A 21,481-nucleotide genomic window follows, 5' to 3' on the forward strand; every position below is an offset into this window, starting at 1 on the left:
GTCGTGGTCCCAGTTTCAGGTGTCACCCGATCATGCATCAGTCCCGTGGTGTCCTGCTCCGCTGTAGTGGGGCGCTGTGAGGGCTGCCGGGCTGCGCCTGTTCGTGGCGCTTTGACGGACCCCGCGAGATCTGCTGAATCTCGCGGGGCCTGTCAAGCCGAAGGTGCCGTCGTTCCGGCGTGCTGGCGCTTCAGCCGAAGTTGACGTCGCTGCACAGGAAGTACTTCTGATCCATGTGGGACGCCTTCCAGACGGTCAGGACGACGTGATGTCCGCTGCGTCCGGAGGCGCTGGTGTCGGTGACGTAGTGTGCCGAGCCGCCGGGGTAGCTGCCGGTGGTCTTGACGAGTTCGAGGTCGGACCAGCGGAGCGGCTGGCTGGTGGGGTCGTAGCCTTGCTTGGTGACGTAGATCTGCAGCCAGTCTGCGCCGTGCCGGGCTTCGTCGTAGACGTCGACGGTGAAGTAGGGGCTGATGCCGGTGGCACGCCACGGGCCGGGGTGGTCGAGAGGCGAGTAGTCAGTCTCACCCTGTCCTCCGGCACTGCAGATCTGGCCGTCGGGGATGACCTGCTGGTAGTTGTCGCCTGTGTTGTTGGCGTAGACGGCCTTCCACGCCGTGATGGCGTTGGCGTTCTCCTGGTACACGCGGTAGCACATGGGGTCTTCGGCTTCGTTGGGCTGGGACGAGCCCCACCGCTGCAAGCAGCCGTAGTTCCGGGTCTCCGGGTAGATGGTCGTGCCGTGTGCTCCGGCGTCGTTGGCCAACGGGATCTGGCTGAGGGCGGCCGCGGTGAGCAGCGCCAGTGTGAGCAGAATTCTGCGGGGGGTGTACGCGCGGGCTGTGTGCATTCTCGTGTCTTTTCCTCTCTGGTTGGAGAATCGGCTGGTCAGCCGGCTTGCGGTCGGCTGCCGTGGTTGTGTTGCCGTTGGGGCTGCCTGCCGCGGACGGTCGGGAGGCGGTCGAGACGGGAGTCCAGGGCCCAGCGGCCGGGGCCGTAGAAGGCGATCATGAGGAAGGCCCAGCAGAACATCGCCGCTGCCTCGCCGCCGTTCTCGATGGGGAACAGGGCCTCCGGCTGATGCTCGGTGAAGTAGGCGTAGGCCATGGAGCCCGAGCAGATGCTGGCAGTGGAGCGGGTAGCCAGCCCCAGGAGTACCAGCCCGCCACCGATCAGTTCGATCCCGGCGGCCCACCAGTGCGGCCACTGTCCCGTGGATGGAGCGTGTCCTCCTTGCGGTCCGCCCAGGACGCCGAGCAGGGTGGCCGCGCCGTGGCAGGCGAACAGCAGGCCCACGACGATCCGGTACAGACTCAGAGCATGCCTTCGATGCTTCTTCAGCAGCAGCTCCATATGGGTCCTCCCTGGCGCGGTCATGGGGGTGGGCTGGCGGTCAGGATGGGGTGGTCGTGCGCACTCCGGGGTCAGCGTGTGTGCGGGTCGGCGACTGTGCGGCTGCGTCGGAGCGGACCGGCGGAGCGGGTGCTGTCGTGGTCTCGCGTTTCTGTCAGAAGGGTCAGCTGAAGCGGTGGCCAGGCGGGCGCCGCCACTGGTTGGGGCGGCGGCGCCCTCCGGGGGTTAGCTCAGGTGGTCAGTGACCACTTCTGGCTGTTCCAGGTGCCGCAGTCCCATAGGTGCAGGGCGGCGCCGTCGTCGGTGCTCTGGTGCTCGATGTCCAGGCAGCGGCCGGACTTCAGGTGTTTGAGGGTGCCGTTGGGCTGGAACGCCCACTTCTGGCTGTCCCAGCCGCCGCAGTCCCACAGGTGGGCCCCGGTGCCGTTGGCGGTGTGACCGCCGACAACATCGAGGCACTTGCCCAGCACGCGCAGCTCGGTGCCCGCCAGCGTCCAGGCCCCGCGGTCGGCCTCGGTGCAGTTGGCGAGCTCCGCCGGGGTGCCGTTGACGCTCTGGCCGCCGGCAGCCTCGGCACACTTGCCGTTGGCATTGACAATCCGACTCCCCGCCGGAGGGTCAGGATCCGGGTTGCTGCCCCCCGCGCCCCAGGCGTTCCAGTTGTCCCAGGTCTCAGCGTCGAAGCCGATCCTGCCCAGCTTGTCCGCCGCCCAGTTGTCTCCGGACTTCTGGATGACCGTGCCACCGACGGTGTAGTTCTCCAGCTTCAGCCCGCGGCTGTCACGAGTCTCGTTGCCGAGGGTGACCTTCTGGCCGCTGGAGTTGCTGTGACGCTTGAGCAGACTGACCTGGGAGCTGGGGTCGAGTTCGTTCCACGCGTCGATATTGAGGTTCTTGACGTGAATGTTCTCGGTGCTGGAGAGAGCGAAGACACGGATCGCGCAATTTGTCCTGCCCTCGACTGTGATGTTCTCGAAGGTCATGTTCTTGACCCAGGCGTTGGGATCCGCCTTGGTGGTCGATCCCATGTCCTCCCAGTGGGAGGAGGAGTTGAGGATGCAGGTGTTGTACTTCACGTCCTTCCAGTACATGCGGTTGTGGATGATCTGGGTGTTGCTCACCCGCACGTTGTTGATGTTTCGTGGGGTCCAGCCCCATTGGACGACGGGACCGTTCTCGTTCTTCCAGACGACGGTGTTATCGATGGTCACGTCGCTGTGGTACATCTTCAGCACGTCATCGTTGGCGTTGAAGAACGTGTTCTTCATGGTGCTGCCGCGGTAGAGCTCGATACCGTCGGTCTGCCAATACCAGGCTCCGACCTGCTTGTAGTTGTCGACCCGCATCTGGAAGGTCTGTTCGTTCCCATACGTGACGAACGAGTGGTACGGCGGCTCGTTGATGGTCACGCCCTGCAGGTCGAGGTACTGCTGGCGGTCCGAGGACTGGAACTGGAGCATCTTCACGCACGAGGCGTGGCAGTTGGAGGCGCCACTGAGATGGTCGTAGTTGTTGTTGGTGTCCGCCTCGTAGACATACTGCTCGCCGGAGAGCACTCCGTAGCCGGTCAACTTGTACAGGCCCTGGCTGTCGTCGGGGAACCGGATGGCGCCCTTCACATACGCGCCGGGGGCGAGGTAGACCCACTTGACCTGCTTGGGCAGCAGGGCGTGGTACTTCGAGGTCATGTGGTAGGTGCCGGGCCGGAAGTACACGATCTCCTCGCTGATCGTGTTGAGGTGGGTGACCTCGCCCTGCTGCGGGTAGTGGATGCTGCCTGAGGCCGCCGTGGGGATCAGCCGGTCCTTCTCCGCGCCGGTCGGAGTCGGTTCGGCGAAGATCATCATGGAGTTGCGGGGTTCGGTGTGGATGGCCCGGTTGCCGCCGCCGCCCTGCGTGGTCAGCTTGCCAGCGTCGTTCGCCGGGCCCGACATGTCGTTGTACGCCGTGTACAGCTGCGGATCGAACTCGACGGAGAACCGGTAGCCCTTGGCGTCGTAGGGCACCTTGACACGCACGGTCTTGCTGTCGACGAGTTCCTTGGGGAAGTCCAGGCTGCTGGGCTTGATCCTGACCTGGCCGGCCGAGGAGATCGTCTGGTCGGTGCGCAGCGAGACATCGACCCACACATCGGTGGAGTACTGGAAGGACGACCAGCTCATGGTGAGGTTCGCCGCGGAGGAGAACTCGGCACCGTCCTCCTTGGTGTAGCCGATCTTCCCCTTGCCGCTGCGTGGAATGCTCATGTAGGCGAACGAGTCGTACCGAGCTGTCGGGGCCGCCGCGGTGGCGACCTTCACGTCGTAGAACGACGACCGACGCACTTTGTCGTTCGCTACCGGGCTGGTGGTGTTGAACTCGTGGTTGTCGTGCCACCACGTTGTCAGCTCGGCGCTGTCCGCGGTCCTCGGCTCAGCCGCGGATGCGGTCCGGGCGTCGGCGGCGGGGCGGTTCATCGGCGTTGCGGCCGCGGTCGTCGTGCTGGTCGGCACGATGGCCCAGGCCAGGGCTAGCGCCAGACCGACGGCGGCCGCCGCCAGGCGTTTCCATGCGGCTGTGGGCATGCTGATGTCCTCTCCTGAGACGTACGGGAAGCACTGCTTGTCGGTGGATGTGCCGAGGTCACTGGTGGCCGGCCGGGCGCATGCCCTGCGGCCGCGTCGGCCACCGCGGCATCGGCGCGACGGCTTGCGCTTACGTCGGTGGTGCGGGCCGGCGGCGCAGCGGCAGGACCCCGCCAGTGGGAGACCTCTTCTGTCCGGTGGTGGACAGGGTGACCGGGGCGTTGGCGGCGACGCCGGTGCCGCCGGCGAGGAGACCCGCGCCGAAGGGGGTGACCGGCACGGAGGTGGCCAACCGGCCCCGGACCGGCCGTCCGCGTCCGTATCCTGGGAACTGCCCGCTGCCATCGTGCGCGTAGGCCGGACGGAGTCGTTGTCGTAGCTGCATGTCGGCTCCAGATCTGCGCCTGCGTCTCGCAGGCGGGTGAAGAGACCGCATCCGGACTCGGGAAGCGGTCTTGTGGGTGCCCCCTGTTGCAGCAGGGGGCACCTTTTTTCTTGCTGTGCTGCAGCATCGCGAGCAAGAGTTGGGCCGAGACAGAGAGTTGCACTCGTAGATTCTTGTGTCTAGGAAGTTAACAAGATCTCTTGCGGTTTCCTCGACGACCACCGCCGCCAACCACGAGACTTGACGTTCAACCGCGGTTGAATGTCGACTTCGTCCGGAAATATGCCGCAAAGCAGCCGCACCCTCGCGGCGGATCTCCCTTCTCACCGAAGGCGGCACACGACCTGGATCACGGTTGCGTAACGTCACGTTTTTTTGCTTGACGCATCAAATAGTGCGAGGTCAGACTCCAGGCCATCCGAAGGTTGCTGGCAACTGGCCCGGCACCGGCTCGACCCCACGGTGGACGGAGACGAAGGCAATGAACGCTCCACGGATCTCGTTGTCGCATCTCATCGGCGACCAGACACGCGCGGAGATCTTTGCGACGGTGCTGACCGCAGGGCCGATCTCTCGCACCGGCCTGGCTCAACGCCTGGATCTGGCGCCTTCCAGCGTCACGCGGATGCTGCCGCCGCTGCTGGAGCACGACTACCTGCACGAGACGGAATCCGCCCCGCAGGGCCGCGGCCGACCGCAGCGGATGCTGCGGGTCAACGCCGAGCGGCACACCGTGGTCGGCATCAAGATCGGGCCGACGGTGCTGTCGGGCGTGGTCACCGACCTGGCGGCCAACGTCCTGGCCCGTGCGGAGGAGCCGCTTTCGGACTGCGCTCCCCAGACCGCGCTGGCCGCTGCTGCCTCCCTTACCGAGCGGCTCCTCGACGAGGTGCCGCGCGCGGCGGACCGGGTGCTGGGCGTCGGCGTCGGCGTCAGCGGCCACATCGACTCCGCCGCCGGTGTCTGCCGCTATTCCGCGCTGCTGGACTGGCAGAAAGTGGACGTCGCGGGGCCGTTGGCCCAGGCGACCGGGCTGCCGGTGGTGGTCAACAACGATGTCAACACCCTGGTGGTGGCCGAGCGGTGGTTCGGCGCCGGCCGGGAGGTCGACTCCTTCGCGGTCGTCACCGTCGGCCCCGGTATCGGCTGCGGGCTGCTGCTGGACGGCACGCTGTACTCCGGTGCCAGCGGTATGGCCGGTGAGCTCGGCCACCTGCCGCTCGACCCGGCCGGTCCGATGTGCAGCTGCGGCCGCCGCGGCTGCCTGGAGTCGCTGGCCGGTGACCGGGCGGTGCTGCGCAGTATCCGTGACGCAGGCGTCGACGGCCCCGACATCGCCGCCGCCATGCGCCTCGCCCGTGAGGGCGGCGCCTCCGGCCGAGCCGTCGCCCGCGCCGCCTTCGCCGAAGCCGGCGCGGCGCTGGGCCGCGGGCTCGCCGGCCTGTGCAACCTGCTCAACCTCGAAAAGATCATCATCGCCGGTGAGGGCGCGGTCGCCTACGACCTCTTCGGCGACGCCATGACCACCGCGCTCCAGGCGCACACCTTCTCCGACGCCGCCGACGACTGCGACATCCACGTCGATCCCGTACACCACGACCTGTGGGCGCGCGGAGCGGCCTGCCTGGTCATCCGGGAAGCCGTCACCACCCCCGTCACCTGAACAGCTTCGCCCCGCCCTTCCTCCCCACCCGACATCACCTTCACCAACGAGGTCTGCGACGTGCCCGAAAACGAGATGAGTCCTGCCCGGTCCTGGTGGAAGGACGCGGTGGTCTACCAGATCTACCCGCGCAGCTTCGCCGACTCGGACGGGGACGGCATCGGTGACCTGCCCGGCATCACCGCACGCCTGGACTACCTCGCCGAACTCGGCGTCGACGTGCTGTGGCTCTCGCCCGTCTATCCCTCCCCCCACGACGACAACGGCTACGACATCAGCGACTACCAGGACGTTGACCCGCTCTTCGGAAGCCTGGAGGACTTCGACAAGCTCCTGGCCGCCGTCCACGACCGCGGCATGAAGCTGATCATGGACTTGGTGGTCAACCACACCTCCGACGAACACCCGTGGTTCGCCGCTTCCCGGCGCGACGGGCCTGGCGGGCCCCAGCGCGACTGGTACTGGTGGCGCCCGGCCCGCCCGGGCATGGAGCCCGGCACGCCCGGTGCGGAGCCGAACAACTGGGAGTCCTGGTTCTCCGGCCCCGCATGGACCTACGACGAGGGGAGCGGCGAGTACTACCTGCACACGTTCTCCCGCAAGCAACCGGATCTGAACTGGGAGAACCCCAAGGTCAGACAGGCTGTGTACCGCATGATGCGCTGGTGGCTCGAGCGCGGTGCGGACGGCTTCCGCATGGACGTCATCAACCTCATATCCAAAGACCCCGCGCTCCCCGACGGACAGGTACCGCAAGGCAGCACCTTCGGCGACGGCCGCCCGCACTACGTCTGCGGCCCCCGCATCCACGAGTTCATGGCCGAGATGCACCGCGAGGTCTTCGCCGACTACGCCGGCCGGCTACTGACCGTGGGCGAGATGCCCGGTGTCACCGTTGAACAGGCACGGAAGTTCACCGACCCGGCCCGCCGGGAGCTGGATATGGTCTTCCAGTTCGAGCACGTCGGCCTCGACCACGGCCCGGGAGGCAAGTTCGACCCCCGGCCGCTGAAGCTCACCGACCTCAAAGCCAGCCTCGGCCGCTGGCAGACCGGGCTCGCCCGGACCGGCTGGAACAGCCTGTACTGGAACAACCACGACCAGCCGCGGGTCGTCTCCCGCTACGGCGACGACAGCCCCGAGCACCGCGCCCGCTCGGTCACGCTGCTGGCGACCGTCCTGCACCTGCACCACGGCACCCCATACGTCTACCAGGGCGAGGAACTGGGCATGGCTAACGCCCCGTTCACCACCCTCGACGACTACCGCGACATCGAATCGCTCAACCACTTCATCGACCGCACCCGCCGCGGAGCCGACCCGGACGACGTGCTGGCGGCGCTGCGCGCCCGCAGCCGGGACAACGCCCGCACGCCCATGCAGTGGGACGCGAGCGAGCACGCCGGCTTCACCACCGGGACCCCGTGGATCGCCGTCAATCCCGACCACACCCGTATCAACGCCGAGACCCAGCTTGCAGAGCCTGACTCCGTCTTCCACTACTACCGGCGTCTGATCGCCCTGCGGAAGACCGAGCCGGCCATCGTCGACGGCGTCTTCCACATGCTCCTGCCGCACGACGAGACGATCTACGCGTTCACCCGCCACCACCGGTCCACCGGCACGGAACTGCTGGTCCTGGCCAACTGGGCCGGCAAGGTGACGCCCCTGACCGTGCCCGAAGGCTGGGCCGGCACCGAGGTGATCCTCGCCAACGTTCCCGACGCCGGCCCGCTGGCCCACCGCCACACGCTCCATCCTTGGGAAGCCCGCGTCCACCGACGCACCCGGCGCCACTGACCCGAAACCCGCACCTCCGGAGAACGAGGAAACGCACATGACCGGCATCCGCAGAATCCCGCGCACCGCACTGGCGGCCGCCTCCCTCGCCCTGGTCCTGCCGCTCGCCGCCTGCGGCGGCTCGGACTCCGGCGGGGACGCCGACACGCTGAAGATCTGGCACTACGAGGAGCAGGACGGCGCCCTCGGCAAGGCGTGGGCCGCCGCGATCAAGGAGTTCAAGAAGACCCATCCGGACGTGAAGGTCGAGTTCGAGCACAAGACCTTCGAGCAGATCCAGCAGAGCGGGAACATGGTCCTCAACTCCAACGAGGCGCCCGACGTACTGGAGTACAACAAGGGCGACGCCACCGCCGGGCTGGCCGCCAAGCAGGGCCTGCTCACCGATCTGACGACGGTTGCCAAGGAACGCGGGTGGGCGTACGACATCAGCCAGGGGGTGTCAGCCACCGCCCGCTACGACGACGAGGGCCATATGAACGGCGACGCCTGGTACGGCGTGCCGAACTACGGCGAGTTCGTCCTCGCCTACTACAACCAGGACCTCTTCGAGAAGCACGACGTCGAGGTACCCACCGACTTCGCGAGCTTCGAGCAGGCGCTGGCGGACTTCATGGACGCCGGCGTCACCCCGCTGGCCAACGCCGGCAACGACCACCCCGCGTCGCACTGGTTGTACCTGCTCGCCCTGCAGAAGGCCGACCAGCAGTGGGTGCAGGACTACCAGTTCTTCGACGGCGAGATCGACTTCCACGGCCCCGAGTGGACCTACGCCGTCGAGAAGTACGAGGAGTGGCTGGACAAGGGCTACTTCGACAAGGACGACGTCAGCCTCAAGGGCGCCGATATGACCGAGCAGTTCGTCTCGGGCAAGCGTCCGATCATGGTCGGCGGCAACTGGTGGTTTGGCGGGCTGACCGCGGATGTCAAGGACTTCGAGTGGTCGACCGCCCGCTATCCGGGCAGTGAACTGGCCCTGGGATCCGGCGGCAACATGTGGGTCGTCCCCGAGCGCGCCGGCAACAAGGACTTGGCGTACGACTTCATCGACATCACCATGTCCGAGAAGATCCAGACCATGATCGGCAACGAGGGCAACGTGCCGGTCGCCGCGAAGCCCGAGAGCATCAGCAACGACAAGTCGGCCGAGGTCATCGACGCCTTCACCGCCCTGCAGAACGATGAGGCGCTGGCTTTCTACCCCGACTGGCCTGCCGTCGGCTACTACGACACCTTCGTCGCCGCCACCCAGAACCTCATCAACGGATCCGACCCGAGCAGCGTGCTCGACGAACTCGCCGGCCCGTACGAGAAGGAAGCCGCCGCGCGCCGATAGCCGCGCGGTCGGCCGGAGCGACCCCCGGTCGCCTTCGCCGGGGACGGCCGGCCGCGCTTCCTAGGGGAGGGAGAACGGCTGGGTGGCGCGCAACCCGCCACCCAGCCGCCCGCCCGACCGCCGCTGCCACCCGTACCGGTGCAAGGTGCAAGGAGCAAGGAGCCACGTTGAAACCGAAGCACCGCCCGCACTCCGCGGGCTACCTCCCCTACCTCGTCCCCGGCACACTGCTGTGCCTGGTGTTCCTCGTCGTCCCGCTGGCGATGACCTTCGGCTACAGCTTCACCGAATGGAACGGCATCGGCAGCCCCGAGTTCACCGGCGTGGACAACTACAGCCGGCTGCTGGAGGACTCCGACTTCTGGGCCTCGTTCCGCAACATCGGCTTCATCGTCGTCGGCATGGCCCTCCTGCCCACCGCCCTCGGGCTGCTGATCTCCGCGGTGCTCTTCGACTACGTCGGCAAGAAGCACGGCGACGGCATGGTCAGCGTCCTGCGCTCCGGGCTCTACCTCCCCCAGGTCATCCCGGTCGCCGTCACCGGCCTCCTGTGGGGCTGGATCCTGGCGCCCGAGGGCGCGCTCAACGGCGTCCTGGAGAACCTCGGCCTCAACTCGCTGGCCCGCAACTGGCTCGGCGACCCCGACCTCGCGCTGTGGAGCGTGCTCGCCGTGCTGGTCTGGATGCAGCTCGGCTACCCCCTGGTGCTGTTCCTCTCCGGCCTGCAGCGCATCAACCCGGAGCTGTACGAGGCGGCCGACCTCGACGGCGCCTCCTGGTGGCAACGATTCCGCATGATCACCATCCCGCTGCTGCGCCCCGAGATCTACGTGGTCCTGGTGACCACCATCATCGCCGGCCTGAAGGTCTTCGGCCAGATCTACGTCCTCACCGGTGGCGGGCCCGGCAACCACACCCTCGTCCCCTCCTACTTCGCCTACCAGAACTTCTTCGAGCGCGCCGAGGTCGGCTACGGCTCCGCCATCTCCAGCACCATGACGCTGCTGGTACTGGTCATCGCCGCCTCGTTCCTGACCCGCCAGGCCCGGGAGGACGGACGAGCATGACGCACGCCACCGACACCCCCGCAGGCACCGGAAACCCTGCGGCGCCCACCCCACCCGCCACCGACGCCCGGCCACCGCGGCGCCGCCGCGGGAAAGGCGCCCGGGCCAACGCCACCCGCCGCACCCCCGCCTCCTGGGCCGTCGTCGTCGGCATGACCGCCCTGGTCGCCGTCTTCCTCGCCCCGCTGCTGGTCATCCTCGTCAACTCGTTCAAAACCAGCTCCGACTACCGCTCCCACGGCCCCCTATCCTGGCCGCAGGAGTGGAACTTCGACATCCTCGGCGACGTCTGGGAGCGCGTCGACTTCACCCAGAAACTCGTCAACAGCCTCCAGATCAGCCTTGGCGTCATGGTCGTCGCCGTGCTGCTCGCCCTGTTCAACGCCTACGCCCTGGGCATCGGCCGCATCCGCTGGCGCACCGCGTTCCTCGTCTTCTTCCTCGGCGCCAACGTGCTGCCGCAGGAAGGGCTTATCTACCCCGTCTACTACCTGTTCAAGGAAGTCGGCCTGTACGACGGCAAGCTCGGCTACACCCTCTTCACCGGCGTGCTCTACAGCGCCTTCGGCACCTACCTGCTCTCCTCGGTCTTCACCGGCTTCCCCCGCGAACTGATCGAAGCCGCGGCCATCGACGGCGCCGGCCGCTGGACCATCCTGTGGCGCATCGTGCTTCCGATGAGCTGGCCGACGCTCTCGGTGATGTGCGTCTTCTTCTTCGTCTGGAGCTGGAACGAATTCCTCCTACCGCTCGTGCTGCTCATCTCCAACGACAACCACACCGTGCCACTCGGCCTGGCGGCGATGCAGGGCCAGTACACCTCCGACCCCACCGCCCTCAGCGCCGCCGCACTCCTCGGCGTCCTGCCAATGGTGATCTTCTTCCTCATCTTCCAGCGCACCCTCACCCGCGGAGTCACCGCAGGCGCAGTGAAGTAACCGCCCAGGCCACCAAGGAGAGCCACGGGCCCGCAGACTGTACGAGCACGCAACCCGACCCGCCTCATGCGCCCACCCCGAACCGCCGGTCGAGCACCACGTCCCGCGGACCTCCTACACCGAGCACTGGACTCACCCGTCCGCTTGTCGTCAGACGAGTCACCCCCAGACGGCCGCGGGGCGGCGCGGGTAAGGACGCCCCGCCCCGTGGCCCTCCACCACGCTGCCGAACCCCGCAACACGACCGCAACATGGCTCAGCCCGACGGCCTCGACAGCGTGGGCCGCCGCCACCGGCGTCATCGCACACCGCCCGCCATCATCCGCTGAGCCGACCGGATTGCCGTCGTGGAGAACGGCCACCTCGCTGAACCGGACGGATGGAACGAACTCACCCAGGGGGAAGACGCACTCGATCGGACCCTCGGAAGCCCGGGCCGTGCCCGAAGGTGACACCGCATGACCGGAACACCTCGGCCCACGGGCAACAGGCGTGAGAGTTCGCATCATGGCCCCGGAGTGCGCGCCATCACGGATCCAAAGAGTCGCTGGTGCGGGCTTGTCAATACCCCTCCACCCGAACGAGTGGCTTCCGGTTCCCTTCGACGGCTGCGCGTGCGACGGCCGCAATGGCGTACCCGAGCATTCCGATCCCCCTGGCCTGGCCGGGTAGCCCTGGCAGGGAGGTTCGACATGGCTTCGTCGGGCACGTTGCCGCTTTTCGACGCACCTGGGGACTATGGCGCCTGGGCACATGGGTCAGCAGCCGGGCATCCGAGTCGCCGACACCGGGCGGATTGCGGTTTGCGCGTTTTACGGGCGGGTGTCGACGGAGGACTTCCAGGACCCGGAGACTTCCCGGGGCTGGCATCTGCTGCGTGCGCAGGCGCTGGTCGCCGGGCACGGGCGGGTCACCGCCAAGTTCTTCGACGTCGGACACAGCCGGGTGCTGCCCTGGCCCCGCCGCCCCGAAGCCGCCCGGCTGATCGACGCGCTGGGGGACCCGGACCGGGACTTCGACGCGGTGGTGATCGGCTCCAGCGAGCGGGCCTTCTACGGCAGTCAGTTCGCCGCGATGGCCCCGCTGTTCGAGCATCACGAAGTGCGGTTGTGGCTGCCCGAGTTGGGCGGCCCGGTCGACCCGAGCCTGGCCGGGCATGAGGAGTTGATGATCCTGCTGGGCATCCTGTCCAAGCGGGAGATCGCCCGCGCCCGGCTGCGTGCCCGGACCGCGATGACCGTCCAGGCCCGCGAGCAGGGACGGTATCTCGGCGGCCGGCCGCCCTACGGCTACCGGCTCGCCGATGCCGGGCCGCATCCGAACCGGGCCTGGGCGCGCCGTGGCGCCCGCGCGCAGCGCCTGGAGGCCGATCCCACCACCGCGCCGGTGGTCTCCTGGATGTTCGCGCAACGCCGGTCGGGCAAGAGCACCGCGCGTATCGCCCGCGCCCTCAACGACGCGGCGGTGCCGTGTCCATCGGCCGCCGACCCGGACCGCAACCCGCACCGCAGCGGCGGTCGCTGGACGCTGACCGCGGTGGGCGCGATCCTGGCCAACCCCCGCTACACCGGCCGGCAGGTCTGGAACCGCCAGCGCACCGACCAGGAGCTGATCGACCCGGCCAACACCGCCCTCGGGCACCGCGGCATCGCCCGCTGGAACCCGCCGCAGGACTGGATCATCTCCCGCGAACAGGCCCATCCGGCTCTGGTCGGCGAGGCCGACTTCGTCGCGGTACAGGGTATGCGAGCTAGGACCACCGCGCCGGGACGCACCTCTCTCCTTGCCGGGCTGCTGCACTGCGGGGTGTGCGGGCGGCGGATGGACTCCTGCTGGTCCCACGACCGCCCGGCCTACCGCTGCCGGCACGGCCGCACCAGCGCCACCGGCCCCAGCCCCGGGCGGACCCGCAACGCCTACCTCAGCGAGGACCGCGTCCTGGCCCGCCTGCCCGCCCTGCTGCTCCGCCTCGCCCCAGACACCGAGCCGGCCGATCCCGAAGCGGCAGCCTCCCGGCTGCGGGCCGAGAACGTGACCCTGACCTACGACCCGGCGGACCAAATCCTGACCGCCGGCACCGCGACGGGAGAAAGGATCCGTATCGGCTGACCAGCACCCCGCTCCACCGCCAGGGACGGAAGCAGCAAAGTGCACCCGTTCCTCACTCCAGGTGAGAGCCGGGTACCAATGACACCTGTCTGCGAAACCATGATCGTGGGGTAATTATGTGTCCGAGGGGGGACTTGAACCCCCACGCCCTTTACGGGCACTAGCACCTCAAGCTAGCGCGTCTGCCATTCCGCCACCCGGACCGGGTTGCCATGCCGCGGCAGAGGGCCGCGGGGCACCCCCAACGATACCAAGGATCGGGAGGTGACTCGCACCGGTTTCTGGTTACGGACCGTGGCTTCCGGTTCCGGTGTGTGACCGCCGGGGCGGTCCGGGGGTGCGGGGTCAGGCGCGGAGGCGGTGGAGGTGGCGGGCGGAGCGGCGGGCGGTGGTGAAGGAGCCGGCCGGGTTCGTGGCGGGGTCCACCGCGTCGTCGCGTTCGACGAGCCAGTTGTGGTACTTGCGGTACCGGCCGCGGGTGACGGTGCCGATGAAGCGCTGGTAGTCGATGTCGCCGTCGCCGACGTCGGTCATGTGGTAGCCGTCGCGGGACTCCTCGTCGTGCTCGCCGTCCTTGACGTGGAACAGCGGGAAGCGGCGCGGGTCGGCCGTGACGTAGTCCAGCGGGTCGAACGGCGCCGGGGTGCCGTCCGGGCGGACGCTGAAGCGGTGGACGCCGGTGTAGGCCCAGTAGATGTCCATCTCCAGGTACACCAGGTCCGGGTCGGTCTCGGCGAGCATCAGGTCGTAGATCCGCACGGTCGGGTCGTCGGTGCAGAAGCCGAACTCGTTGCCGTGGTTGTGGGTGTAGAACCGCATGCCCCGGCGCCGGGCGGCCGCGCCGTACTCGTTGAACTCGGCCGCGGCGCGCTTCACGCCGTCGACCGTGTTGCCGTAGCGGAACGGGCCGTCCCAGGTGCCGACGTACGGCAGGCCGAGGACCTCGGCGTCGTCGAGGACCTGCTCCAGGCTGGTGGCGAAGGAGTAACCCGCGGGGTCGTCGACGTGGTACGAGACGTGGCTGCCGATGGCGCGCAGCCCGTGGTCGCAGGCGAGGCGGCGCAGTTGGGGCAGGGTGAGGGGGCCGTTGCCCTGGGTGTAGCCGGCGTACTCGACCTGGTCGTAGCCGTACCGTTGCAGGGCGTCGAAGACCTTGCCGAAGCCGACGGTGCCGACCTGGTCGCGGAGGGTGTACAGCTGGATGCCGAGGCGGCCCCGCGGCACCGCGGGCCGGCCGCCGTGGCCGTGGCCGCCGCCGGGGCCGTGGCCGCCGCCGGGGCCGTGGCCGCCGCCGTGACCCCCGCCGTGGCCGTGGGCGGCGGCGCTGTGGGCGGCCGCGGTGCCGGCGACGGCCGCCGCGGTGGTGCCGGCGGCGACGCCGAGGAATCTGCGTCTGTTCAGGGCGTGGTCGAGTTCTTCGCTGGGCTTGGTGGACATGGCATCGCTCCTTGACGGCGGATGAAGCTAGTCGAGACCGGCCAGGGACAGCAGCAGGGACTTCACGTCGGTCGCCGGCACCGGTCCCGAGGTCGCTCCGGGGCGGGTGGTGATGAGCACCGGGCCGTCGCGCTCGTCGTCCGGGAGGCGGCCGTGGCTGCCGCGCACCGGGGCGGGGTCGAGCGGGACGACGGCCAGGCGGTAGCGCAGCCCGGCCTTCTTGCGGGCGATCGCGGAGACCGCGCGCAGGCGCACGTACGGGTCGGTCGGGTCCATGAACAGCTCGGCGGGGTCGTAGCCGGGTTTGCGGTGGATCTCGACGAGCTGGGCGAAGTCCGGGGCACGGTCGTCGTCGAGCCAGTAGTAGTACGTGAACCACGCCTCCGGTTCCGCCACCGCGACCAGCTCGCCGGCGCGCGGGTGGTCGAGGCCGTGGGCCTTCTTCCCGGTCTCGGAGAGCACGTCGGCGACGCCCGGCAGCCGGGTGAGGATCTCCCGGGTGGCCTCGATGTCGGCGGGGTCGCGGACGTAGACGTGGGCGATCTGGTGGTCGGAGACCGCGAAGGCGCGCGACGCCCACGGGTCGAGGTATTCCATCCCGTCCTGGGTGTAGACCTCCAGCAGCCCGGCCTTGCGCAGCGCGCGGTTGACGTCCACGGGCTGCGACGCCTGCGTGATGCCGTACTCCGACAGCACCACCGTCTCCGCGTCCGCGGCGCGCGCGTCCGCCAGCAGCGGCGCCAGGGCGTCGTCCAGTTCGCGCGCGGCGGCGTGCGCGCGCGGGTCGTCGGGGCCGTAGCGCTGCAGGTCGTAGTCGAGGTGCGGGAGGTAGACGAGGGTGAGGTCGGGGCTGTACGCGTCGAGGATGTGCCGCGAGGCGTCGATGATCCACTGCGAGGAGGCGATGCTCGCGGTGGGCCCCCAGTAGTTGAAGAGGGGGAACGTGCCGAAGGCGGCGGTCAGTTCGTCGTGCAGCTCCGGCGGCCGGGTGTAGCAGTCGGGCTCCTTGCGGCCGTCGGCGTAGTAGACGGGGCGCGGGGTGACGATGTAGTCGGTGTCCATCCCCATCGCGTACCACCAGCAGACGTTCGCCACGGTGTAGCCGGGGTACGCGCGCCGGGCGGCGTCCCACAGCTTGTCGCCGCCGACGAGCGCGTTGTGCTGGCGCCACAGGAAGACCTCGCCCAGCTCGCGGAAGTACCAGCCGTTGGCGACGATGCCGTGCTCCGCGGGTGGCTCCCCGGTGAGGAGCGTCGACTGCACGGTGCAGGTGACGGCGGGCAGCGGCGGCGTCAGCGCGCTGTTCGAGCCGGCCTCGGCGAGCGCGCGCAGGTGGGGCATGTGGTCGAGAAGACGCGGCGTGAGGCCGACGACGTCGACGACGACCAGCCGCTTCGGGGGCGTCATGGCAGCTCCTTCAGGCCGAGCGAGGTGAGCAGGTCGCGGGCCACGGTCAGCTCGGCGGCGATGCCGTCGGCGAGCTGTGCGCGGCTGCGCGGGCGCAGGCGGGCGGGCAGCGCCTGCCAGGTGTACGTCTCCACCTCCAGGTGCCGCGTCAGCGGCGCGGGGCCGCCGACGAGGCGCGCCAGCGTCTCTTCGAGCACCGGCGTCGTCGCCGTCAGCGGCGCCTCCAGCGGGGCGTGCAGCGGCACGTGGAAGTGGGCGCGCCAGGGGCCGTCGTCGGGGAGGCCGCCGGCCAGGGCCTCGTCGAGGTCGTCGGTGGCGCGTACGGAGCCGTCCGCGGCGCGGATCCGGGTCTGGTGCAGGAACCGGGGCTCCGCGAAGGCGGCGAGCGCGGTGCGTACGCCAGGGTCCGCCGGCCGGTCCGCGACCAGCGCCGCCGACAGCTGCGACTTGACGATGGGCAGGCCGGCGCCGGTGATGCCGGCGATGGCGGTGGCCGGGTCCTCGAAGGAGGTGGCCAGGTGGCAGGTGTCGACGCAGACGCCGATGCGCTCGGGGGGCGGCGCGCCCGCCGCGGTGAGCGCGGCGACCGCGTCGGCGGTGGTCTCGACCGTGCAGCCGGGCTCCGGCTCCAGGCCGACGCGGACCGAGCGGCCGGTCAGCTCCTCGATGGCGTCGAGGCGCGCGGCCAGGGTGCCCAGCGCCGTCAGCGACGCCTTGCGGGCGGCGTCGTCGAAGTCGGTGCGCCAGGCGAGCGGGAGGGTGGAGATGGTGCCCTCGGTGACGTCGTCGGGCAGCAGCGCGGCGAGCAGCCGGGCCAGCTCGACGGTGTGGTCGAGCCGCTCGGGCTCGGTCCAGTCGGGGCGGTAGACGCGGTATTTGACGACCTCGTCGCCGAACCCCTGGTACGGGAACCCGTTGAGGGTCACGGCCTCCAGGCCGCGGTCGTCGAGTTCCTTCTTGAGCCGCCGCAGCGCGGCGGGGTCGGAGCCGAGGGTGCGTACGGCGTCGCGCGCGAGCCACAGGCCGATGCCCAGCCGGTCGCGGCCGAGCCGGCGGCGCACCGGCTCGGCGTGGTCGCGCAGCTGCGCCATGACGCCGTCGAGGTCCTCGGCGGGGTGCACGTTGGTGCAGTAGGCGAGGTGGACGAGGGAGCCGTCCGGGTGCCGGAAGCGCATGGCTCAGCTGCCCCCTCGGAGGATGGAGTTCCCCTCGTACGTGGCCCCGCCGGCCTCCGGCTTCTCCGGCTCCAGCTCCAGCCGGCCGCTCTGGCCGTAGAACTCGACCGGGTTCTGCCACAGCACCTTGTCGACGTCGGCGTCGGTGAAGCCGGCGGCGAGCATGGCGTCGGCGGTCTTCCGGGTCTTGAGCGGGTCGCTCTTGCCCCAGTCGGCGGCGGAGTTGACGAGCATCCGCTCGGTGCCGTACTCGCGCAGGATGCGGACCATGCGGTCCTCGTCCATCTTGGTGTCGGGGTAGATGGAGAAGGCCGCCCAGCAGCCGCTGTCCTTCGCGGCGGCCACCGTCGTCTCGTTGAGGTGGTCGAGGATGACGCGCTCGGGCGCCAGCCGGGACTCGCGTACGACGTCGAGGGTGCGGGCGAGGCCGGCGGCCTTGTCGCGGTGCGGCGTGTGCACCATGGCGGGCAGCCCGTGGTCGGCGGCCAGCTCCAGCTGGGCGGCGAGCGCGTGGTCCTCCTCCGGGGTCATGGAGTCGTAGCCGATCTCGCCGACGGCGACGACGTGGTCCTTGAGCAGGTAGCGCGGCAGCTGCTCCAGGACCGGCAGGAGGCGCGGGTCGTTGGCCTCCTTGGGGTTGAGGGCGAGCGTGCAGTGGTGCGCGATGCCGTACTGGGCGGCGCGGAAGGGCTCCCAGCCGAGGAGGGAGTCGAAGTAGTCGTAGAAGCTCTCCGGGGAGGTGCGGGGCTGCCCCAGCCAGAAGGAGGGCTCGACGAGCGCGCGCACGCCCGCGTCGTACATGGCGGCGTAGTCATCGGTCGTGCGGGACGTCATGTGGATGTGCGGGTCGAAGATGCGCATCACACCTCCTTGCGGGTGAGGTCGAGTATCCGGTCGAGGTCGGCGGGTACGGCGCGGCCGGCGGCGGTGCGCTCGCGGGCGTAGTCGGCGAGCATGCGGGCGAGTTCGCCGTCGCCGGCGGCGCGTTCGGCCAGACCCGCGATCTCGTCCGCGGGGACGCCGGTGAACAGGCACTTGAGGACGGCCTGCCGCCAGGCGTGGGCGCCGAGGTGCGCGGCGGCGTACGGGCCGAGGGCGGCGGCGACCAGGCGGGTGTCGTTGGTCCGCAGCGCGTCCTCGACCAGCGGTACGGCGCCGGGGCCGAGCCCGAGGTGCGGCAGCGCGCGCAGCACGGCGCGGCGTTCGGCGGCGTCGCCGCGGTCGTAGACGCGGGTGGCGACCTGCTCGTCGGCGCGGGCGGCGTGCAGGATCAGCACCCGTACGGCGTCGGCGGCCTCGGCGCCGCAGCGGCGGCGGGCGGCGGCGAAGTGCGCTTCCCAGGCGAGCAGTCCGGCGCTGGGGCCGGGGGTGCCGGCGGCGGCGTCGGCGAGCGCGGCGTCGAGCCACTCGCGGGCCTCGGGCGCGAGGCCCGCGTCGACGGACGCGCGCAGGGCGGCGGCCGTTCCGGCGGACGCTGCGGAGGCGGCGGGGGCGGGGGCCGGGGTGGACGCGGGTGCGTCGGGGTGGGGAGTCACCACTGCGCGGCTCCTTTCACTCGGGTCTGGGCGGATGCGCGGGGCGCGCGGCCACCGGGATACCGCACGGCCCCGGCGGGCCGGCGAACCCCGGGCGGCCGCGCGGCGGCGGCGGCCGGTACGTACGGCGGGCGGGTGCTCAGCACGGCACCGCCCCCCTCGCCCGCGCCTCTTCCTCCGCCGCGCGCAGGAAGCGGATGGAGCTCCCCGCCTGCTCGGGCCCGGCGTGCGAGTGCCGCGGCAGCTCGACGCTGATCAGGCCCCGGTAGCCGGTGGTCTGCAGCGCTTCGAGCACCGCCGGGAAGCCGATCTCGCCCTCGCCGAACGGCAGGTGCTCGTGCACCCCCCGGCACATGTCCTCGATCTGCACGTGCGCGAGCCACGGCGCGGCGGCGCGTACGCAGTCGGCGGGCAGCGCCTCCTCCAGGCACTGGCAGTGCCCGATGTCGAGGGTGAGCGCCAGCGCCGGCGGGTCGCCCAGCTCCTCGCGCAGCCGGTGGAACCCGGCGAGGTCGTACAGCAGGTGGCCGGGCTCCGGTTCGATGGCGAGCGGCACGCCGGCCGCGTCCGCGGCCTGGAGCACCGGGGTCAGCTCCGCGCCCAGCCGCTTCCAGGCGTCCGGCTCGGTCACCCCGTACGGGCGCGTGCCGCTGAAGCAGTGCACGGCGCCCGCGCCCAGTTCGGCGGCGACGTTCACGGCGGTGCGCAGCAGCCGGGCGCGTACGGCGCGGGCCTCGGGGTCGGGGTCGAGGAGCGTGGGGTGGTGCTTGCGGCGCGGGTCGAGGACGTAGCGGGCGCCGGTCTCGATGGTCACCGCGAGCCCGTGCCGGGCCAGCAGCCGCCGCACGGTGGCGGTGCGGGCGGGCAGGTCGGGGGCGAGCGGGTCGAGGTGCATGTGGTCGAGGGTGAGCGCGACGCCGTCGTAGCCGAGGTCGGCGAGGAGCGCGACGGCGTCGGTGAGGCGCAGGTCGGTCAGGCCGTTGGTGCCGTAGGCCAGGCGCAGCCGGGTCATGTCGGGCTCACCTTCCTCGCGAGCCGGCGGGCGACGGGCACGAGGGCCAGCAGCGCGGCGGCGCTGCCCGGGGCGCCGGCGCGGGCGGCGAGGGCGGACTGGAGCGGGATCATGGCGCGGATGCCGCCGCCGACGGCGCGCTGGGTGAGCTGCGGGCTGGGGTTGAGGGCGGCGTGCAGGTACGGGCGGACGGCGGTGGCGGCGTACGCGCCGGCGAGGAGGTCGCCGGGGGTGAGCGCCAGCCGGGGCCCGCCGGGGCGGGGCGGTGGTGCGCCGGTGCCGGCCGGCGGCTGCGGATCGCGCAGGGTGGCGGCGACGGCGGTGGTGACGGCGAGGCCGGCGAGCGGGACGGCCGTCGACCCGCCCTCCACCTCGCGGCGCGAGACGACGGTGACCGCGTAGGTGTGGACGCCGAGGAGCACGGCGGCGGCGAGCGGGCCGTCGGCGACGGCGGCCGGGCCGGTGCGGGCCCCGCTGCGCGGGCGCGGCGGGGCGGACGGGGTGCGGGCGGAGGGGGTGCGCGCGGGCAGCGGCACGGTACCGGGGGCGGACACGTGGCGCACGGATCCGGGTGCGTACCCGCTGCCGACGAGCCCGGCGCGGGCGGCCGGCGGCGCGGCCGGGGCACCCGCGGGACCGGCGGGCACGGAGATCCCGCCCGCGGAGCCCGGTTGTCCGTGGCCGCCGTTCACGAGCCCGCCGCATCCGCCGCCGGCGGCCCGGCACCCGGCGGCGGGCATGCTCCTCCCCGCCGCCGCGGCGGTCGCCGACGCGCCGAGGAGCAGGTCCAGCGTGCGGGCGGCGGCCATCGCGGCCGGGCCCGCGGGGGTGTTCTTCAGCTTCAGGTCGTACGCCCACACCGCCCCCGCGAGCGCGGTGGCGAGCGCCAGCGGCCGGCGGCCCGCGGCGCCGGCGAGACCGAGGCCCGCCGCGGTCAGGGCGGCGGCGGCGGTCAGCGCGGCGCGGGGGGAGATCCGGCCGGAGGGGAGGGGGCGCTGCGGGCGCTCGACGGCGTCGACGTCGCGGTCGGCGTAGTCGTTGAGCGCCATGCCCGCCTCGTAGAGGCAGAGGGAGGAGCCGATGGCCAGCGCGGTGCCGCGGTTGGGGCGCAGCCCCGCGGCGGCGGCGCCGGCGAGGGCGTCGCCGGGGACGGTGAACAGCGCGGAGACCCGGAGCAGTTCGACCCAGGCGCGCACCCGTGCCGCCTTCGACGGGGCCGGCCGGCGGCCCTGGGCGCTGCGCGCCCCGGGCTCGCTGGGCCCGGCCGTACGGGGCCGGCGCAGCACGGCGCCGGGCACGGCGGCGGCGAGCAGCCCCGCTCCCCCGGCCACGGCGGCGGCGACCGGGCCGGGGCCCGGGGACGCGGAGTCGCTCCGGCCCGGAGGCGCGGCGGCGCTACGCCCCACCGGCCCGGCGCCGCCGCGGCCCGCCGACGCGGCGTCACCGCCACGCCGCACCCGCGCGGCCACCCCCGCGGCACCCGCGCCCAGCACGGCCCCGGCGACGATGGCGGCGACCGGTCCACGGCCCGTACCCCGCCGGCGAGGTGCGGCGGCACCGGCCCCCAGCGTGAGCACCCCGACTCCAGCGGCCACCGCGGCAACCGGCGACGGCCTGCCGGCCGTACGCCCGCGTGCCGGCCGCGAGACCGCGCCCGCGGCGCCCGCGCCCAGCACGAGCAACCCGGCGCCCGCGGCGAC

The 21,481-nt window shown here is 71.1% G+C and carries 16 protein-coding genes and 1 tRNA gene; 6 read left to right on the forward strand and 11 right to left on the reverse strand.

Going from position 1 to position 21,481, the window contains the following annotated elements; translation table 11 throughout:
• Positions 1 to 190: 190 nt before the first annotated feature.
• The 3 genes from ACHZ99_RS08875 to ACHZ99_RS08885 all read right to left on the reverse strand — a co-directional run bounded on the left by ACHZ99_RS08875 (position 191) and on the right by ACHZ99_RS08885 (position 4,262).
• Positions 191 to 850, reverse strand: coding sequence for a lytic polysaccharide monooxygenase (locus ACHZ99_RS08875; RefSeq protein ID WP_420303850.1), 660 nt, complete (start codon positions 848 to 850; stop codon positions 191 to 193).
• 38 nt (positions 851 to 888) lie between these two features.
• Positions 889 to 1,353 (reverse strand): DoxX family protein, encoded by a 465-nt coding sequence (locus ACHZ99_RS08880; protein ID WP_420303851.1) that lies wholly within the window; start codon positions 1,351 to 1,353, stop codon positions 889 to 891.
• Between the two features lie 230 nt (positions 1,354 to 1,583).
• Positions 1,584 to 4,262: a family 49 glycosyl hydrolase gene (locus tag ACHZ99_RS08885; RefSeq protein ID WP_420303852.1), complete on the reverse strand. Its 2,679-nt coding sequence runs from the start codon at positions 4,260 to 4,262 to the stop codon at positions 1,584 to 1,586.
• Positions 4,263 to 4,927: 665 nt separating this feature from the next.
• Between ACHZ99_RS08885 and ACHZ99_RS08890 the strand changes: the two genes are divergently transcribed.
• The 6 genes from ACHZ99_RS08890 to ACHZ99_RS08915 all read left to right on the forward strand — a co-directional run bounded on the left by ACHZ99_RS08890 (position 4,928) and on the right by ACHZ99_RS08915 (position 13,215).
• Positions 4,928 to 5,965, forward strand: coding sequence for an ROK family protein (locus ACHZ99_RS08890; RefSeq protein WP_420303853.1), 1,038 nt, complete (start codon positions 4,928 to 4,930; stop codon positions 5,963 to 5,965).
• Positions 5,966 to 6,025: 60 nt separating this feature from the next.
• On the forward strand, positions 6,026 to 7,765 hold the full coding sequence (locus ACHZ99_RS08895) for a glycoside hydrolase family 13 protein (protein ID WP_420303854.1): 1,740 nt from the start codon (positions 6,026 to 6,028) through the stop codon (positions 7,763 to 7,765).
• Positions 7,766 to 7,802: 37 nt separating this feature from the next.
• Entirely contained in the window at positions 7,803 to 9,101 is a 1,299-nt protein-coding gene (locus tag ACHZ99_RS08900; RefSeq protein ID WP_420303855.1) for an ABC transporter substrate-binding protein, read from the forward strand.
• Between the two features lie 167 nt (positions 9,102 to 9,268).
• The gene (locus ACHZ99_RS08905) at positions 9,269 to 10,168 is read left to right on the forward strand and encodes a carbohydrate ABC transporter permease (RefSeq protein ID WP_420303856.1); all 900 of its coding nucleotides are present in this window, start codon (positions 9,269 to 9,271) and stop codon (positions 10,166 to 10,168) included.
• 152 nt (positions 10,169 to 10,320) lie between these two features.
• Positions 10,321 to 11,106 (forward strand): carbohydrate ABC transporter permease, encoded by a 786-nt coding sequence (locus tag ACHZ99_RS08910; RefSeq protein WP_420304026.1) that lies wholly within the window; start codon positions 10,321 to 10,323, stop codon positions 11,104 to 11,106.
• Between the two features lie 822 nt (positions 11,107 to 11,928).
• Entirely contained in the window at positions 11,929 to 13,215 is a 1,287-nt protein-coding gene (locus ACHZ99_RS08915) for a recombinase family protein (RefSeq protein ID WP_420303857.1), read from the forward strand.
• Between the two features lie 119 nt (positions 13,216 to 13,334).
• On the opposite strand, the gene ACHZ99_RS08920 is transcribed toward ACHZ99_RS08915, so the two are convergent.
• From ACHZ99_RS08920 to ACHZ99_RS08955, 8 genes are all read right to left on the reverse strand, one after another.
• Positions 13,335 to 13,418: transfer RNA gene (locus ACHZ99_RS08920), tRNA-Leu, on the reverse strand.
• A 142-nt stretch (positions 13,419 to 13,560) separates the two neighbouring features.
• The gene (locus ACHZ99_RS08925) at positions 13,561 to 14,652 is read right to left on the reverse strand and encodes a sugar phosphate isomerase/epimerase family protein (RefSeq protein ID WP_420303858.1); all 1,092 of its coding nucleotides are present in this window, start codon (positions 14,650 to 14,652) and stop codon (positions 13,561 to 13,563) included.
• A gap of 27 nt (positions 14,653 to 14,679) precedes the next feature.
• Complete coding sequence (locus tag ACHZ99_RS08930; protein WP_420303859.1) at positions 14,680 to 16,059, reverse strand: alkaline phosphatase family protein; 1,380 nt, start codon at positions 16,057 to 16,059, stop codon at positions 14,680 to 14,682.
• Positions 16,056 to 17,234: a metabolite traffic protein EboE gene (gene eboE, locus ACHZ99_RS08935; protein ID WP_420303860.1), complete on the reverse strand. Its 1,179-nt coding sequence runs from the start codon at positions 17,232 to 17,234 to the stop codon at positions 16,056 to 16,058. Before eboE ends, ACHZ99_RS08930 begins: the two co-directional genes overlap by 4 nt.
• A 3-nt stretch (positions 17,235 to 17,237) precedes the next feature.
• Positions 17,238 to 18,095, reverse strand: a complete 858-nt coding sequence (locus tag ACHZ99_RS08940) for a TatD family hydrolase (protein WP_420303861.1) — start codon at positions 18,093 to 18,095, stop codon at positions 17,238 to 17,240.
• Positions 18,095 to 18,772 (reverse strand): EboA domain-containing protein, encoded by a 678-nt coding sequence (locus ACHZ99_RS08945; protein WP_420303862.1) that lies wholly within the window; start codon positions 18,770 to 18,772, stop codon positions 18,095 to 18,097. Before ACHZ99_RS08945 ends, ACHZ99_RS08940 begins: the two co-directional genes overlap by 1 nt.
• A gap of 136 nt (positions 18,773 to 18,908) precedes the next feature.
• Positions 18,909 to 19,781 (reverse strand): sugar phosphate isomerase/epimerase family protein, encoded by an 873-nt coding sequence (locus ACHZ99_RS08950; protein ID WP_420303863.1) that lies wholly within the window; start codon positions 19,779 to 19,781, stop codon positions 18,909 to 18,911.
• Entirely contained in the window at positions 19,778 to 21,376 is a 1,599-nt protein-coding gene (locus ACHZ99_RS08955; protein WP_420303864.1) for a UbiA family prenyltransferase, read from the reverse strand. The genes ACHZ99_RS08950 and ACHZ99_RS08955 overlap by 4 nt, the downstream gene beginning before the upstream one ends.
• Positions 21,377 to 21,481: the final 105 nt, after the last annotated feature.

It is taken from the genome of Streptomyces sp. MAR4 CNX-425 (assembly GCF_048656465.1).
Classification (GTDB): Bacteria; Actinomycetota; Actinomycetes; order Streptomycetales; family Streptomycetaceae; genus Streptomyces.

Excerpts from the sequence above, each read along its gene's own strand:
- ACHZ99_RS08940 (WP_420303861.1), bottom strand. The coding sequence starts at position 18,095 with ATGCGCATCTTCGACCCGCACATCCACATGACGTCCCGCACGACCGAT.
- ACHZ99_RS08875 (WP_420303850.1), bottom strand. The coding sequence starts at position 850 with ATGCACACAGCCCGCGCGTACACCCCCCGCAGAATTCTGCTCACACTG.
- ACHZ99_RS08900 (WP_420303855.1), top strand. The coding sequence starts at position 7,803 with ATGACCGGCATCCGCAGAATCCCGCGCACCGCACTGGCGGCCGCCTCC.
- ACHZ99_RS08890 (WP_420303853.1), top strand. The coding sequence starts at position 4,928 with ATGCTGCCGCCGCTGCTGGAGCACGACTACCTGCACGAGACGGAATCC.
- ACHZ99_RS08910 (WP_420304026.1), top strand. The coding sequence starts at position 10,321 with ATGACCGCCCTGGTCGCCGTCTTCCTCGCCCCGCTGCTGGTCATCCTC.
- ACHZ99_RS08950 (WP_420303863.1), bottom strand. The coding sequence starts at position 19,781 with ATGACCCGGCTGCGCCTGGCCTACGGCACCAACGGCCTGACCGACCTG.
- ACHZ99_RS08930 (WP_420303859.1), bottom strand. The coding sequence starts at position 16,059 with ATGACGCCCCCGAAGCGGCTGGTCGTCGTCGACGTCGTCGGCCTCACG.
- ACHZ99_RS08925 (WP_420303858.1), bottom strand. The coding sequence starts at position 14,652 with ATGTCCACCAAGCCCAGCGAAGAACTCGACCACGCCCTGAACAGACGC.
- ACHZ99_RS08885 (WP_420303852.1), bottom strand. The coding sequence starts at position 4,262 with ATGGCAGCGGGCAGTTCCCAGGATACGGACGCGGACGGCCGGTCCGGG.
- eboE (WP_420303860.1), bottom strand. The coding sequence starts at position 17,234 with ATGCGCTTCCGGCACCCGGACGGCTCCCTCGTCCACCTCGCCTACTGC.
- ACHZ99_RS08880 (WP_420303851.1), bottom strand. The coding sequence starts at position 1,353 with ATGGAGCTGCTGCTGAAGAAGCATCGAAGGCATGCTCTGAGTCTGTAC.